The sequence below is a fragment of the Spirosoma sp. SC4-14 genome, assembly GCF_037201965.1.
GTDB lineage: Bacteria > Bacteroidota > Bacteroidia > Cytophagales > Spirosomataceae > Spirosoma.
On sequence record NZ_CP147518.1, the window covers coordinates 5436977 to 5452222 of the forward strand.

A 15246-nucleotide genomic window follows, 5' to 3' on the forward strand; every position below is an offset into this window, starting at 1 on the left:
TTTTCTGGTTTTTAGAACAGCTTATTACTCGGCGTACAACCCTAAATTCGAGATGACAGAAGCAGGTGGCTGAACCTTGTATTCAATTTTTTGATTCTCCTTCACCTGACGCAAGCCTTCCAGAAGGATCTTATCATCTTTATTCAGACCCGATCGAACAACAAAAATGTGAGGTAGCTCGGCCCCTATCGTGATTTCCCTCGAACGAACTTTGCTGTCTTTATCGATCACATATACGTATTTCTTTTCCAGGACTTCGAAGGTCGCTTTTTGCGGAATGATCATAGCGTTTTTGAGCGGCAGTGTCATCTGAATATTACCGGTTTCGCCATGACGCAACAGCCCATTCGGATTCGGGAATGTAGCCCGGAAAGCAATGTTCCCGGTTTCGTTGTTGAAATCAGCTTCAATAGTCTGCACTACGCCAGGGTGATTGAACAGCCGTTGATTGGCCATCAGTAGGTTCACATGATTCAGGTTTTCCTGCTGCGTGTGGGTTTTGTAATTCAGGTATTCGGCCTCGGGCACGTTGAAATACACCCACATTTTGCTATTGTCGGAGAGTGTCGTCAGCAAATCGCCTTCGTTAACAAGGCTTCCTAACCGCACCTGAAAATGATCCATGATGCCATCGAAAGGCGCTCTTACTTCCGTAAACCCTAAATGTACTTTTGCTAAAGACACTTCGGCGTTTGCCTTGTCGAGCTTTGCTTTTGCCAGCGCTAATTCGTTTTTCGATACGATATTACTATCGGCCAGCGCTTTGGTATTTCGATACTCAACGCTGACGAAATTGGCTTCGGCTTCGGCTTTTTGCAGTTCGGCCTGATATTGAATCGGCAGAATCTGGAACATCATCTGTCCTTTCTTAACATACTGCCCTTCGTCCACAAAAATCTTTTGCAGGTAGCCCTTTTCCAGCGCTCTTAACTCAATGTGCTGAATCGAACGAATCTGACATACGTATTGGTTGGTAATGGTCGTATCCGTCACCAGAGGAGTCGTGGCCGTATACTTGATTTCCTCCCCTTTCTCTTCTTCTTTATGTGAACAGCTTGTATAGCCCAGTAATGCAAATAAGCTCATGAGCATGAGCATAAGGATTCTCTTCATCGGAATATTAACTTTTACACAGAATTATTTTGACGATTTTTAAGAGATAAGTCTATCTCATTTCAGTTTCTGGATCTGGACACTATTCACGTTGGGCCTGGAACAACCACTGCTAAAAAATTTCTTATCCAGGTCTGGCATCTCGAAACGGCCGTGAATAGAATCGAGTATAGCTTCATGTTTATCAGGATCAGCTCAGGCAGACTGTATGGAACGGCTACAGATACGGTGGAATGCCCAACACATGGGAATACAGTTGCCTGCACATACGGGGAGATAATAACTTGGTTTTTCAGAGTAGCAAAGGTTTTATAGTGGTAGAAGAATTATCTCGACGACGTTCGCTGGTCCGATATAGCAGGCAAAGGCGGTGCATTGGGAGCCTGTTCTAACTGACGAATCAAACTATCTTTTTGCTGGTTGGCCCGTTTGCATTCCGAAAGCTGCTGTTGCCAGACAACCAGATCGAACGAATGCACCGAGTCTCCTAATTCATATTCATAGATGCTACGCTGACGACTCTGCTCATACAGCAAATACCCATTGAACACCAGCGAGAGGGCAAGGGCAAGTCCAAAACTGTAGAGCAAAATGGAAGGGGAATTCCGGCGTTGCATAATGTGTACTTGTATCGAACACTACAAAGCAAGCACAGCAACATTAAAATGACATGAGAAGGAAATTAGAATACATTAAAAATGTTCAAAAAACACTATAGCAATTTTTAAACCGATAGTCTGTTATATAGGGTAATTCAACAGCAAATGAAGGATTTTATGCGTTTTAAAAAGAAGATTTTTTTGGATTAAGTAAAGACTTATAATAAAAATAATCCTATTTTATAATCTTAAGAGGCAAAATACCCGCTATTTATCATCATACTATCCGGTCTTCAGATCTGCCTGATATGCCGTCGAATTTTCCTTAGAAATAGTGGTTAATCATTAAATTTTTATTAAAATATTATTAATCTCCACGTTAAGATTCTTAATCGTACAGCAGTCGGGTGGTTTTATAAAGATGCCAAACCTACCACGTATAATTAGCTCATAATCAGCAGGAAAGCTTTACGATTAGTATTAATAGTGATAACTCAGATCAGACTGGGTAATTTAATTGTAACGGTAGTACCCTCATTTATACTGGAAATAATCTGAATGGTGCCCTGATGTAAATCAATAATTTTCTGAGTTACGGCTAAGCCGATCCCATAGCCAGGCACTCCATCGGTGTTTTTTCCCCGAAAAAGTGGGTCGAGTATATGCGCAGCGTCGCTTTCGTCAATACCCCGCCCCCGGTCGAGAACCGTCACTGTGATTTGGTTTACGCTGGTCTGTAATTGTATCGAAACGGCTTCGCTGGAGTATTTACAGGCATTATCGAGAACGTTCAAAAAAGCAGTTGTGAGCAAGGTTGCGTTGCCTTTTACGGTAAACAACTCTTCTTCACCAGCTATAAAACGAAGCGGCAAACTCCGCCCCGGATATTTGTCCTGCACCTGTCCAATAGCCATGAGCAAACAGTCGTCGACCTGAACTGTTGCGAGCGCAACGGTACCGTCGGTTACTTTAGCTAAACCCAGCAAACCGTTGGTTAGTGCAATCACTTTCTTCAGCTCGTCAACGGCTACCTCCATGCTGTCGCGCCAGTCGGAGGGGTTCTGGTCGTAGCGCAGCGACGTTTCCAGAGTTCCTAACGTATTGGTGAGTGGTGTGCGAAGCTCATGAGACGCATGGGCGACAAAACTACGTTGAGACACAAAAGCATCTTCCAGCCGAAACAGCATCTGATTAAACGTCATGGCGAGCTGAGCAATTTCGTCGCGTCGATTTCCTTCATTGACCCGTTTGTGCAGATGAGTCGCCGTGATCTGCTCCACTTCGTCTACAATTTGAGCAATGGGTTTCAGTACGCGCCCGGAAAAATACCAGCCTGCCAGTACGATCAGGGTAAATCCTAACAAATTGGCCAGCAGCAGTATTTGTTGCAACGTTCTTAGTTTGGAAAAACCGATTCGGTCATACCCAGAGGCAAAGATATAAAATTGCTGCCCCCGGTCCCGATATGGAATTACGATGGATTCGAGATGGCCACTTTTAAACTCAACCAGCGAATCGGCCGCCAGGAGCGGTATTTTTCCCTTGTAAAAAGCAGGGCCTTTGAGCGTTCGATTGGTAAAGACCAGCTTATGCTGACTATCATAAATGCTGATCTGCTCATCAACAATAGTCAGTAAGTCTGTTCGCACCATGTTCTTAAAAAAAGTGTCATGCAGATGCCTCCGGGAAATCAGAACCCGACCCGTAACGCGGGCTTTCCCCTCCAGCCTGCTATAAAATTCCTCCTGCCGGTATAGCGAATAGAAATACCACACCATGAGCGACAACGTGACCTGAATGGCGGTGGCCAGTATCGTGAAAATTATTGTCAGACGGTTTCGAATGAGCATGAACGTGGGTTAGTTAGTGTGGGGCTTCGCGCCAGTTTACCCTTCTCGGAGAACATAGCCCATTCCAACTATGGTATGCAGCAATTTGGGCGAAAATCCTTTATCAATCTTTTTGCGTAAATAACTGATATACACGTCGATAATATTGGTATTGGTATCAAAATGCAGGCTCCAGACCTGCTCGCTGATATCGGTGCGCGAAATTGTTTTTCCTTTGTTGAGCATCATATACTCCATTAGCGCATATTCGCGGGTGGTAAGTTCAATGCGTATGCCAGCCCTCGTTACGGTTTTAGTATCCAGATTTAGCTCTAAATCGGCCAGCCGAAGGATTTGCTTTTCTTTGGGGCCGTTCCGACGTGTCAAGGCTCTGATTCGTAATAGCAACTCCTGAAACTCAAACGGTTTAACCAGATAATCGTCGGCTCCAGCGTTAAACCCATCCGACTTGTCGGCCAGGCTATCTAATGCCGTCAGAATCAGAATAGGTACCGACTCATTGTCCAGGCGAATCAGGCGGCATAGTTCAAACCCATTAATATTCGGCAGATTTACATCCAGTATAATCATGTCATACCTATCGCTGCGAAAGAGCGATAAACCAGTACGGCCATCGTAGGCGGCCTGGACTTCGTGGCCTTCGCCCAACATACCTTTCCGAATAAAAGACACCAACCGTTCTTCGTCTTCAACTAAAAGTATCTTCATGAAAAAAACTGTAATTATTGCCCGAAGTTACCATTGGATTCGAATTTGGGAGCCAATTGAATAGATCCTCGACACAGAGGAACAAGACTAGCCAGGCACACGACACTCGATAAGAATCGCCCTCAACTTCCGCACCCATTGCCCTGTTTAGTCAAGGGGAGTTATTAGCTTTTCTACTTATTTCCAGCCAGTTTCTATAACCGGTCTCCCGGCTTGTTGTTGCGTTGTGGCTAGCTGGTGAGGTATGCACAATCGTTAAATGTACAATAATATGGCTAATTTATCATTAAAACCAAAAACATCATTTTAATAAAATATCAAAATTAAAAATTAATAAAATTTAAAATTTTAAAATATTATACCAATAAATAGAACGATTACCTATATTAGCTTATACACAATTTTGTCAGCGTTATGCTTCCTTACTTTCCGTTCGGCAATGAATTTGATCATCGCATGGGTACGTCTGCGGTACGTACGGATGAATCACTGGTTGAAGTAGACGACGAGTATGTTGCAGACATCGAACTAAAACGCAACCTGCTCGCTCAAAACCATGACTATTATTTTCGGGCTCAACCCAATACCGAAATTGCTCAGTGGGATGTGCTCGAACGCCTGCTAACTGAAGCGGCCCAACAATACCCTGCGTTTTTTTCGCTCAATAAAACCGGAACCCGTTGGCACTGGATAAACCACAAGCTGGACGAAGACTATCGGTTTACGGTTGGTGATTTGGCATCATTACCACTCGCTCCACTCGACTGGGCGGGGCAACAGGTTCAGGAAGATCTGATTATTCTGAGTGCCGATGACACTGCTGCACTGGTTGCCGGGCAACTATGTTTTCCTAATGGCTGGTGCCTCGACGATAAGTTCGGGCAAACCTTCCTGGGTATTCATCATCCTGCGCCATCGATGGTGCAACCAACATTGCAGGCCGCTCACAAACTGCTTCAGCGCATTCCTCTACATCGACCTGTCTGGCGGGCAAGCTGGAATTTCAAAATAACCGACCAACTGGACATGTCGACAAAGTACTCGGCCGAATACAATGATACGCTGGCCCGGATCGCTCCTACTCTTACGCCCGATACAATTGGTGATCAGCTCTTTATTCGTATTGAACGACAGACATTTACCAGATTGCCGAAGTCGGGAGCGGTGTTATTCGGGATTCATACTTATCAGAATTCGCTGCAAAACGAAGCAGAAAATCCTGAACGCGCTCAACAGATGCTTGGCACACTGCGTACAACCCCACGCCAAATGCTGACTTACAAAGCGATAGCTCCGTTTGAAGATGCTTTAATCGACTTCCTCGAACGCAACATTTAATCAGAGGCTACTGTCCAGAGAGCTCACAAGTAGTATTGGGTTAGTAGACCATCTCGGTGCCTCTATAGACCATAGCAAAACTGCTACTTTACTACTGTAGTGTTAGGCGTCAATTAAAAAAAACGTTCTGTACCGGTCAACATCTTCTTCATACCAATCGCGCTGGTTTCGGTTGGCTTCCAGGAAAATATTTCCGAGGAAAATGCTCAGAAAGCTGGCCGTTACGCGCTCCATCAGATTCGGAACCAGAAGCCCCTGCGCATTAGCCCATTGCCGAAAGGTACCGATATAATCGACACCAAAGGTGTCATGATAGGCCAGATACACAAGGTCATATAGCCAGTCGCCACAGCGAAGTTCGGCCCAGTCGAGAATGGCAGTGAGGTGATTAGAATCAGCCAGCGCATTGTCGTGTCCAAAATCGCCATGTACATAATGACGCTCGTTCGGCAAAAAAGGCCGTACGGCTGTTAGTCGTTGACAGGCGTCGTCAACAATCGATTTGTCCAGAAATGTATCGGTATAGAGTTCCTGCCAGGGTCGATAGTGTTCATCTCCCCGGGGTGTAAACGTTGTTGGAAAGTCGTCGATGGCGCAGACAAAGTCGGCCCACGTTTTATACGGTTTCCGGCTCTGGCCACTTCCGTTCAGAATACCAAATTCGGTTTCGGGCGGTACTGCCACCCGGCTCATGGTCAATAGATTTTTGAACACATCAGGCAGTAAACGCTCCGTTTGCTCTTTGTTCAAAGCCGTCAGAACTTTGCCCGGTAGCCATCGCGAAATGCAGTAGAACCGCGACCTATCAAATTCGCCAATCTGCCTTATTTCTGGAACTGGCAAACTATGAGCTAAGCGTGCATAGGCAAGTAAATCTTTTTCAAAAGCCTCACGCGTAACCCCGATCCGCACAACGAAGATTCCGTCCTCGGTTTCAAACCGATAAGCCTCCGAAAACATACCTGCACCGAGTGGCCGAACGTTTCTGACCAACGGATGAAAACTGGCTTGCAGGAAAGCCCATAACTGAGGAATCAGATGGTTCATAGGCACAAAATTGGTACATCAACAGCTATTCCGGCTGATAAAAACCTTACCCGATGTCAGCTCATAAAGTAGGCAGAAAGCGATTGCATTTTGTTCATTAGAAGCACATTATGCCCCACGGCAAAACTGCTACAGGGCGTAGCCCTTTTCAACATTCACACTGTAGTTATTGCCAATCCATTCGCAAGAAGACCGGCCGTTCATAAGTCATCACAAGTATCCTTTCTCAATAATAAATTATCTTTAACTCCAAAAACCACCACCTAACTGATGCGCTTACTGCTTTATCTCCTATTCCTGCTTCTTGCGACTTCGAAGTCTATCGCTCAGCAAAAAACGTATTGCAACCCGATGGATATTAGTTACCGATACAACTTCGAACAGTTGAATGAACACATCTCCTACCGTTCCGGTGCCGATCCGGTCATTGTCAATCACAAAAACGAATATTATCTGTTTGTTACTATTCAGGGTGGCTGGTGGCATTCAAAAGACCTGATTAACTGGAACTATATTGTGCCCGACAAATGGCCAATGGAAGATATGTGTGCACCGGCCGCCATGTCGGTGCGCGACACGTTGTATTTATTCCAGTCTACCTTTGAGCAACGACCTATCTTTATATCGACCGAACCCGAAAAGGGCAAACTCAAGTTTTATAACCGCTGGCTTCCCCGCCTGCCCAAAGACATTGGCCCCTGGGACCCGGCCCTCTTCCACGACGACGATACCGATAAGTGGTATATGTACTGGGGCTCATCGAATGTGTATCCGATTTTTGGGGCCGAACTCGACAAAAGCAGAAACCTGACCTATGCCGGTAAAAATCTGGCCGAAGCCTACAAAGCCATGCTTTGGCTCGATCCCTACAGCCACGGCTGGGAACGATTTGGTCCTAACCATTCTGACCCTTTCAAACCGTTTACGGAGGGTGCCTGGATGACAAAGCACAACGGAAACTATTACCTGCAATATGCCGCTCCCGGCACCGAATACAACGTCTATGGCAATGGTACGTATGTGGGTAAAGATCCATTGGGGCCTCTGGAGTATGCGCCTTACAATCCGGTGGCCTATAAACCCGGTGGCTTTGCAACGGGCTGCGGCCACGGCAATACGTTTCAGGACAAGGCCGGAAACTACTGGAACACGGGTACTACCTGGATTGGCTACAACTGGGCAATGGAACGCCGGATTGTGATGCACCCGGCCGGCTTCGACAAAGACGACCATATGTTTGCCAATACCCGTTTTGGCGATTTTCCGCATTATCTGCCCGACGAAAAAATGTCGAATCAGAACGGCCGCGATAGCGATGCGCTGTTTACGGGCTGGATGCTGCTGAACTACAAAAAACCGGTAGTTGCCTCATCGACACTGACCATTCCCACCGACACGGCACATGTAGCAGCCCATGTTGCCGACGAAAATCCGCGCACGTTCTGGGTGGCAGCTCATAACCGCCCTGGCGAAACCTTAACCACCGATTTAAGCACAGAATGCGATATCCGGGCCGTTCAGGTCGACTATCTCGACTATAAGCAAACCATTTATGACTCCGACTCGACGGTGTATACACAGTTTAAGATTCTGACGTCGACCGATACCAAAAAATGGGACGTAGTGGCCGACCTAACCACAGACCCCAAACGCGACCGCGCCTGTGCCTACGTACAGCTCGATAAGCCTGTTCGCGCCCGCTATGTGCGCTATGAGCACGTATATGTCGCGGGGTCACACCTGGCCATAAACGCCTTTCGTGTATTTGGCAATAGCCTTGGAAAAGTGCCTGCCACGCCCGCAACTCTGACCGTAAAACGCCAGAAAGACCAGCGAAACGCCGATCTGTTGTGGAGCAAAGTGCCCGGAGCCGTCGGCTACAACATCCGCTGGGGCATTGCCCCCGACAAACTGTATCAGAACTACCAGTTCTGGAACGATGAACCCAGTACGTTCGAACTTCGCGCGCTTAACGTTGGCGTACCGTATTTCTTTGCTATCGAAGCGTTTAACGAAAAAGGTGTATCGGCCCTCAGCCCGGTTGTTGCCGATGGCTCTGGTTTGAAGTAGCTTTACGCTAATCAACCTGTTCTATGCATTTCTTTTTCCGAAACGATCAGCCCGACCTTGCGATTACAATTCTTCGTGAGGTTGGGCAATGGCTTGTCGACACCGACCGCGAACTATGGATTGTCGATGGCCTTACGCTCGAAAACCTCATCGACGACTTCACCCGCAACGGTCTGTATGTCATGTATGCCGATCGGAACGACGGTTCCGCTCCCGAACCGGCCGCCGTGTTTATTCTGCAATGGGAAGACCCGCTTTACTGGCCTGGTGTTCCGGCCAATACGTCGGGTTTTATTCACAAACTAGCTATTCGACGGGCCTATGGCGGGCAAAATCTTTTTGGCGCTATTATTGACTTTTGCCGCAACCAATGCCAGGAAAAGGGTGTTCATTCGATCCAGCTCGAAACCGATGCCGAGCGACCTAAGCTGATGCAGTTTTATGAACGGCATGGTTTCCGCCCTACTTACCAGCGCCCCATGCAGGAGTTTGGCAAGTCGTTTACCTGCCAATATTACATCATGGAGTTTTAGCCCAAACATGCCTCAGAAACCCGGATCAACCACGCGCGATTACCGACTGGCTCATATCTATACCATCATTCTGATTGATGTGATTGTCGGATCGGCGGTAGGCCCCATTCTCCCCGAATTTGTGAAAGGCCTGCAACGCCCGCAACTGTGGCTGGCAGCCGGAACAGCGCTTTTTCTGGGCATGCAGTTGTTCTCGGCCCCCTTGCTCGGCAAACTCTCCGATGGTTACGGCCGTCGGCCGATTTTTATTATTTCCTCAATAGGTACCTTTCTGGCCGATTGCCTCTTGCTGCCCGTGCGGGTAGGCTTTTACTTCGGCAATCGCATCAGCGATGGCACTACCAATGGTATGTACGCTACCGTTCGCTCAGCCATTACCGATATTTCGCCTAAAGATCAGCTCTTCAAAAATTTAGGAATCGAAGGTGCTATTATCTCTCTGGGCTTCGTAATCGGTCCGGCGGCATCGGGACTTTTATTGACCACATTCGATGTCGTTCCCGACAATCAGGCCAGGGTTATTGCCGTTATGGCGGTTTCGCTATCGAGCCTGAACATGCTGCTTAGCTGGCTACTCCGCGAAACTCATCCCAATCCGTCGGGCGTAGAAAGCAGTGTATTAAAAAAAGCGGTAATTCAGGCACTAAACGTGCATACACTTTGGGGGCGACTCAACCAAAAAGACCAGCAACACAACGGTCTTAAACAACTGGTGATAAGCCAACTGGCACTAACATTCAGCATTGGCTATTACAATTATTTTGTAACATTTGCCAGCTTCGGCAAGTTGCAGATGGATGCCAAAGACATCGCCTACTTTTTTATGTATTTCGGCGGCTTGAGTATCATTATCAGTTATGTTTTCTACACCTACATTGCCGACCGTATCAATCAGCCAAAAGCCATTTTCTGGCTGGCCCTGGTGGGTGTGCCGGTGCTGGGGGGGTATGGGCTGGTGGGTTCGTCGATGGTATGGCTGTATGTTCTGATCACGCTCGACTGCCTGACGCTCTCCCTGATTCAGGGATTGATAGAAGGCCTGATGGCTCAACGAACAACCGACGACGACCGGGGCGAAGTATTCGGCATTAATCAGGCGTTGCAGGGGCTCGGCAGCTTTGCGACCACAGTTGTTTTCGGGCTTCTGTCGTTAATTGATCTGCGGCTGCCGTTTGCCTGGTTTGCGGTTTGTCTGGCAGCGGTAGCCTGGCTGATAAAACCCTTCAACAATTCTCAGTAAACCAACCGGTTGCTCAAAGGTGTCGATTCATTTACGAACAGCCGTTTACTCAAAAGCACTATTCTTCGACTATGCAGGCATTTACTTTTATGCTAAAAATAGTCGTCATATGGCTAATTGTTCTACTTCCCCACGCAGATACCGGGCATCATTTGCCATCATACTGTTGGTGAGCAGTTTGTATCTGTCTGGTTGCTCAAAATGGAATGTTGAGCCCAAAGAGCAGGCTCCTGCCTCAACCTTACCTGTGGTAGAAATCACCAATAAAGATGTGTTCAGCATTTCTGGCCGCGGCACAGTGCTGACGGTTTCCTTCAACGTAACGGCAACTACGTCTAAAATAACCATAAAAGAACTGGGTATCTGTTACTCATCTTCGACAAAAGCGCCGTCTCTTGTTGATGCAAGCGGTTCAACGGCCCAGGCAAAAGCAAGCGATCTGACCTTACCCAGCTCCGTAGGCGTAACAATTACCGCCAAAGGCACCTATTACTTACGCGCTTATGCATTGCTGAACGATGGTCGGGTTAGCTATAGCAAAGCCGATTCATTTACTATTTAGCAGTAGGAAAGCAGCCTGGTCAGGTTTATTGTTTGCCCTAATGCCCAACTGCCATGCGTTTGTTTCGCTTTGCTCTCTTTTTTTGTATTACTGCCCTGACAGGATGCCATTCTAATGAACCAGCAGCGAAAACGTATTCGGTTGCAACCGACATTGAACCATACGTTCAATCGTTTCGCGATGAGCTGAAAAAACGAAATCTAGCCATTGAGGTCGACAATATAATTGTAGCATTCGATACGGGGCAATCGCACGACGATGTTTGTGGTTCCTGCCTGCTTCAATCGGGGCAAACACCGCGCATTACCATCAACTCCAATGATTTTTGCTGGGCCAAAGCCAGTATAAATGAACGCGAATGCCTGATTTTTCACGAATTAGGTCATTGCCTGCTAGGCCGGGGGCACCAAACCAAACGCTTTCCTAACCAGGCATACGTAAGCCTGATGAACCCCGACGACCGGGCCATATATGCCCCCTGCCAGTACCCGATTGGCAATGATATATGCGACAAACGCTACCGACGCGACTATTACCTCAACGAGCTTTTTGATTCAACCACGGCAACGCCCGCCTGGGGCAACTAGTGGCCCTATTGCACCTGTAGCAACGCTGTTCCAGACACGGGTCGACCATCGGTCGTAATTCCCTGCACCGTCACACGAACCGTTCTGACGACATCTGATATCGGAAACTGCAATTGACTGTGCCCCTGACTATCGGTCTGAATAATAGGCTTCCAGTACAACACATCCCGCCGGTCGATACGAGCTGTCAGATCGGGCTGCATGTCGTCGGGTTTGCTATCGTAACGAGGAACGTAAAACTCGCGTCGTATTGACTGATAGCCAATTAGTTGCATGGGTTTAGCCCCAGTCTTTTTATCTTCCGATGGTTGTCCTGGCCGGAACACTTTCGTATAAAAGGCGATGACCCCATTTCCACCCCGAACGCCATAAATACCGGCGGTTCCTGCATTTTTCAGCAGTTCCACCCGCTCAATATCGCCCGGATTAAAGGCCATCAACGATGTACCATCTGTATCCTGAATCGGCATCCCATCGACCAAAAAAAGCGCCTGTGGGCTACTGTTGATTGTACCCAATCCCCGAACAATTACCGAATAGCCGCCCGTCTGCGTCTGACCAACAGAAACTCCGGCAAATCGGCCCCGAATCATCTCGTATAAATTTGAAAACCGTGGCGACTTGTCGTCAAACAACAGCACAGCATCGGCCGAGTTATGTAAACTTCTGCGCTGAATATCTTCGGGACGGTCATCGACCTTACGCGCCCGAACCGTCACTTCTTTCAGCACTTTAGCTGTCTTATCCCGGTAAAATTCGGCATCGTCTTCCTGCCGAACACGAGCCGCATCGATCTGCGCCCGTAAGGCCAGCCAGTTAGGATGCAGCAAGGCATTGGCCGTATCGGTATTCCATGTCTTAGCCGGACTGTCCAGTAAAAGCTGCGCTTCGTCTTTCAGAAATGGTTTTAGCTCACGATTCATAAGCTGTACCAGCACGCGCAGGGTATCGGCAATGTTGAGTCCGGCCAAACGAAACCGCCCTTGTTCATCGGCCCCGGCAGATTTTACGAACGATCGGTCTGCAACAGTCGACGCCACCATGATCTGCGCCCCCGGCATGGGTTGCTTTTTCTGATTGACAATCTTTCCCATCAACGAAACCCCGCCTAGCAGATCCTCATCCGACGTACCGCTTACCCGTCGCCAGCCCTGGGTCAGTAGCAGATCATCCAGCGCACGTCGAAGTTCGGGCGAATAGTCGGTAAAGTATAAATTGGGTTGTTCTACCCGACCGCGCAATTCGCCAGTCAGCAGTAAATGAGTCTGAATGGTGGCTGTAGCCGTATCTTCAGGAATCTGACCCGCATCGGTAATAGAAACCGACAGCGCAGCTACCGACGGAACGCCATCGTCGCTCAGATTGATGCTCAGAATAGCCTGTTCGCGAGGCTTATAACGGATTTTGTTCAGGCCCACCAACAGCTTCAATGGTGGTAATCGCTCGGGCAAAAACACCAGCCGCTCCGCCTGCGGTCGGGCGCTGGCGTCATACAGCGTTATCTGGTTTAAACCCGCTGGCAACAATGCGACTGGCAAGCCAATCCGGGCCACACCGTTCTGCAACTGAATTTTTCGCTGATCGACCAGATGGCCCTGCTGTTGGATTAAGATATAAACAGAATCGACGGACGGGCGATTCGTTCCCGTAATGGTTAGCATGAGTTGGGTACTGTCGCTGACAGCATCTGCAGCCAGTGAGAGCCCATCTGCTTCGGCAGGTGGCAGCACAACTGACCCTATCAGCCGTCGGTTTCGTCCGGTATGCAGCGCCATTGCCTGTGCCCGATAGGTCCGCCCCTGTGCAGGCGTTAGCACTACACTGCCCAACCCCAGCGAATTGGTAGTAAATCGGGCAACCTCCTGACCAGAATCGTCGACAATGGCCCCCGAAACCATTCGTCCAAGGCCATCAGGGGCAACGGCCTTAATGCCTAAACGCGACGAAACGCCCGCGATCCATCGGCCGCCTTCGGGCAGCAATTGAATATCCAGCGATTTATGGAGCGTATCGTTACCGGCAGGATTGGTTGCCCCCCGAAGCAGGTTATACACCGCAATCGGTCGCTCAAAGGCTGGGCGGTGCTGTGCAATATCTTCATCGGTATAGGCTCGCAATTGATAAGCTCCCGACGCCAGCGAATCCGACAGCCGGAAATCGCCCGCAGCCCGACCGTCGGCCACTTTCACCCACTGGTGCTGCACCAGTCTGCCCGACGATGTCAATAAATCGACGTGAATGGCCGTTTCGCCAGCCGGACGACGATTGGTAGCGGCATCGAGCAGATACGTGCTAAACCAGATCCGGTCGCCGGTAGCATAAAAGGGTTTGTCGATGTGTACATACAGAACCGGGGCTAATGTCTGAAATTTCTCCTTGAATGTTGTTGCAATTCGCCCGAGTCGCGCATCAGGAGGCAGGAGTTTTCCCTGTGCCAGTATGGTGGCAGCTGCGGCTTGATTTTGCTCCGGCTTCCAGTCATCGGGAAGCAGCGTCGACAGCCGATCCTGGGCGAGTGAGCCTTCAATTTCAGCACCGTAAGGCAGTGTAATGGTGCCATCGGTCGTTAGCTGCATGTGGTTATTCGGCAATTTTATTTGCGAATAGGCATACCGGGCATCGACATAGGGCGAATATGCCGACATCGAATAAATATAAAATACAATCAGCGGCTTCGACGAAACCAGCATTCGTTCAAAGGGCAATCGACCGGGCTGAATCAGATTTTTGATGGAAAGAGGCATCAGATGGGCCTTAGGTCCAACTGACCCAGCCAGTGTCATCCGATTGGCTGCCGTTCGGGCAGGCGGAACAATGGCCTCTTCCTGATAAACCAGAAAACCCGCTTTCTCATAGGTGCTATCGACAAGAGTAGCCATCAAATGGCGAGTCGATCCAACATAGGCCCGCATTCGGTTCCGGCGAAACCGGTTGGCCTGGCGGTCGTCCTGCGGTTTCATTTCTTCGAATCGCGTGGAACCCGCATAATACACCTTTCCATACGACCCATCGAAATACATCATATCGTACCAGAGCTTATACCCCAGCGCATGATTTTCGATCACCAGTGGTTCGGTGGCAGTGGCTTTCAGGTGCCCGTTTTCTTCCTTAAAGCTAAGTACATCGCTATTTATGATTTCGCACTGGCCACCAAAGGGTTCTCCCAGCAGTTGTTTCTTAAACTGCTTAAGTTGCCGCTGCCATTTTTTCAGATTACCCCTAACGGTCACCGTAGCCAGTGTTTGTCCGCCTGGCTTCAGCCGAAAATTGACTGTCTTGGGCTGGTCGTCATCGAAACGCAATGTCCGGTGCTGCGACTCATAGCCCACAAACGATGCTACCATTTCGACCGTACCCAACGGAACGCCCGCCAGCGAAAAATAGCCCTGATCATTTGTCAATGTGCCGCGCGTCGATCCATTGATATACACGTTTGCAAACGGCATGGGCTTGCCGGTAGCCGCATCGACAACATGGCCCGAAAGGGTTGTGGTTAGCTGTGCCCATACGACCGAAACAGGCCATCCTGTCAGACAGATCAATAATCCGACTATCCAATGCCAGCGACGCATGACAACATTGTTTAAACTGGTTTAAAA

At 48.6% G+C, this 15246-nt stretch carries 12 protein-coding genes; 6 read left to right on the forward strand and 6 right to left on the reverse strand.

The genetic code is table 11. The features are described 5' to 3' along the window. Positions 1 to 24: 24 nt before the first annotated feature. The 4 genes from WBJ53_RS22190 to WBJ53_RS22205 form a co-directional block, all read right to left on the reverse strand. On the reverse strand, positions 25 to 1113 hold the full coding sequence (locus tag WBJ53_RS22190; RefSeq protein WP_338870224.1) for an efflux RND transporter periplasmic adaptor subunit: 1089 nt from the start codon (positions 1111 to 1113) through the stop codon (positions 25 to 27). 326 nt (positions 1114 to 1439) lie between these two features. Then, a complete protein-coding gene (locus tag WBJ53_RS22195) occupies positions 1440 to 1730 on the reverse strand; it encodes a hypothetical protein (RefSeq protein WP_338870226.1) in 291 nt (96 codons plus the stop codon). 476 nt (positions 1731 to 2206) lie between these two features. After that, positions 2207 to 3562 (reverse strand): ATP-binding protein, encoded by a 1356-nt coding sequence (locus WBJ53_RS22200; protein WP_338870228.1) that lies wholly within the window; start codon positions 3560 to 3562, stop codon positions 2207 to 2209. A gap of 36 nt (positions 3563 to 3598) precedes the next feature. Next, complete coding sequence (locus tag WBJ53_RS22205; protein ID WP_338870230.1) at positions 3599 to 4270, reverse strand: response regulator transcription factor; 672 nt, start codon at positions 4268 to 4270, stop codon at positions 3599 to 3601. Between the two features lie 414 nt (positions 4271 to 4684). Here WBJ53_RS22205 and WBJ53_RS22210 point away from each other — a divergent pair, with 414 nt between their 5' ends. Further along, on the forward strand, positions 4685 to 5608 hold the full coding sequence (locus WBJ53_RS22210; protein WP_338870232.1) for a DUF3445 domain-containing protein: 924 nt from the start codon (positions 4685 to 4687) through the stop codon (positions 5606 to 5608). Between the two features lie 102 nt (positions 5609 to 5710). Here WBJ53_RS22210 and WBJ53_RS22215 read toward each other — a convergent pair whose 3' ends face one another. Continuing rightward, entirely contained in the window at positions 5711 to 6655 is a 945-nt protein-coding gene (locus WBJ53_RS22215; protein ID WP_338870234.1) for an aminoglycoside phosphotransferase family protein, read from the reverse strand. Positions 6656 to 6925: 270 nt separating this feature from the next. Between WBJ53_RS22215 and WBJ53_RS22220 the strand changes: the two genes are divergently transcribed. Genes WBJ53_RS22220 through WBJ53_RS22240 form a run of 5 tightly spaced genes read left to right on the forward strand, consistent with a single transcriptional unit; the run spans position 6926 to position 11647 of the window. Beyond that, positions 6926 to 8725 (forward strand): family 43 glycosylhydrolase, encoded by a 1800-nt coding sequence (locus WBJ53_RS22220; protein ID WP_338870236.1) that lies wholly within the window; start codon positions 6926 to 6928, stop codon positions 8723 to 8725. Between the two features lie 23 nt (positions 8726 to 8748). Continuing rightward, positions 8749 to 9258 (forward strand): GNAT family N-acetyltransferase, encoded by a 510-nt coding sequence (locus WBJ53_RS22225; RefSeq protein ID WP_338870238.1) that lies wholly within the window; start codon positions 8749 to 8751, stop codon positions 9256 to 9258. Between the two features lie 7 nt (positions 9259 to 9265). Then, positions 9266 to 10498 carry an MFS transporter gene (locus WBJ53_RS22230; RefSeq protein ID WP_338870240.1) on the forward strand — a complete coding sequence of 411 codons (1233 nt, stop codon included), beginning with the start codon at positions 9266 to 9268 and terminating at the stop codon, positions 10496 to 10498. A gap of 19 nt (positions 10499 to 10517) precedes the next feature. Then, complete coding sequence (locus WBJ53_RS22235; RefSeq protein ID WP_338870242.1) at positions 10518 to 11060, forward strand: hypothetical protein; 543 nt, start codon at positions 10518 to 10520, stop codon at positions 11058 to 11060. Positions 11061 to 11113: 53 nt separating this feature from the next. Beyond that, positions 11114 to 11647, forward strand: coding sequence for a hypothetical protein (locus tag WBJ53_RS22240; RefSeq protein WP_338870244.1), 534 nt, complete (start codon positions 11114 to 11116; stop codon positions 11645 to 11647). Positions 11648 to 11652: 5 nt separating this feature from the next. Here the strand turns inward: WBJ53_RS22240 and WBJ53_RS22245 are convergent, their stop codons facing one another. Beyond that, positions 11653 to 15219, reverse strand: a complete 3567-nt coding sequence (locus WBJ53_RS22245; protein WP_338870246.1) for a carboxypeptidase-like regulatory domain-containing protein — start codon at positions 15217 to 15219, stop codon at positions 11653 to 11655. Between the last annotated feature and the right edge of the window lie 27 nt (positions 15220 to 15246).

Coding starts and splice junctions, on each gene's coding strand:
- WBJ53_RS22190 (WP_338870224.1), bottom strand. CDS start 1,113: ATGAAGAGAATCCTTATGCTCATGCTCATGAGCTTATTTGCATTACTG.
- WBJ53_RS22195 (WP_338870226.1), bottom strand. CDS start 1,730: ATGCAACGCCGGAATTCCCCTTCCATTTTGCTCTACAGTTTTGGACTT.
- WBJ53_RS22200 (WP_338870228.1), bottom strand. CDS start 3,562: ATGCTCATTCGAAACCGTCTGACAATAATTTTCACGATACTGGCCACC.
- WBJ53_RS22205 (WP_338870230.1), bottom strand. CDS start 4,270: ATGAAGATACTTTTAGTTGAAGACGAAGAACGGTTGGTGTCTTTTATT.
- WBJ53_RS22210 (WP_338870232.1), top strand. CDS start 4,685: ATGCTTCCTTACTTTCCGTTCGGCAATGAATTTGATCATCGCATGGGT.
- WBJ53_RS22215 (WP_338870234.1), bottom strand. CDS start 6,655: ATGAACCATCTGATTCCTCAGTTATGGGCTTTCCTGCAAGCCAGTTTT.
- WBJ53_RS22220 (WP_338870236.1), top strand. CDS start 6,926: ATGCGCTTACTGCTTTATCTCCTATTCCTGCTTCTTGCGACTTCGAAG.
- WBJ53_RS22225 (WP_338870238.1), top strand. CDS start 8,749: ATGCATTTCTTTTTCCGAAACGATCAGCCCGACCTTGCGATTACAATT.
- WBJ53_RS22230 (WP_338870240.1), top strand. CDS start 9,266: ATGCCTCAGAAACCCGGATCAACCACGCGCGATTACCGACTGGCTCAT.
- WBJ53_RS22240 (WP_338870244.1), top strand. CDS start 11,114: ATGCGTTTGTTTCGCTTTGCTCTCTTTTTTTGTATTACTGCCCTGACA.
- WBJ53_RS22245 (WP_338870246.1), bottom strand. CDS start 15,219: ATGCGTCGCTGGCATTGGATAGTCGGATTATTGATCTGTCTGACAGGA.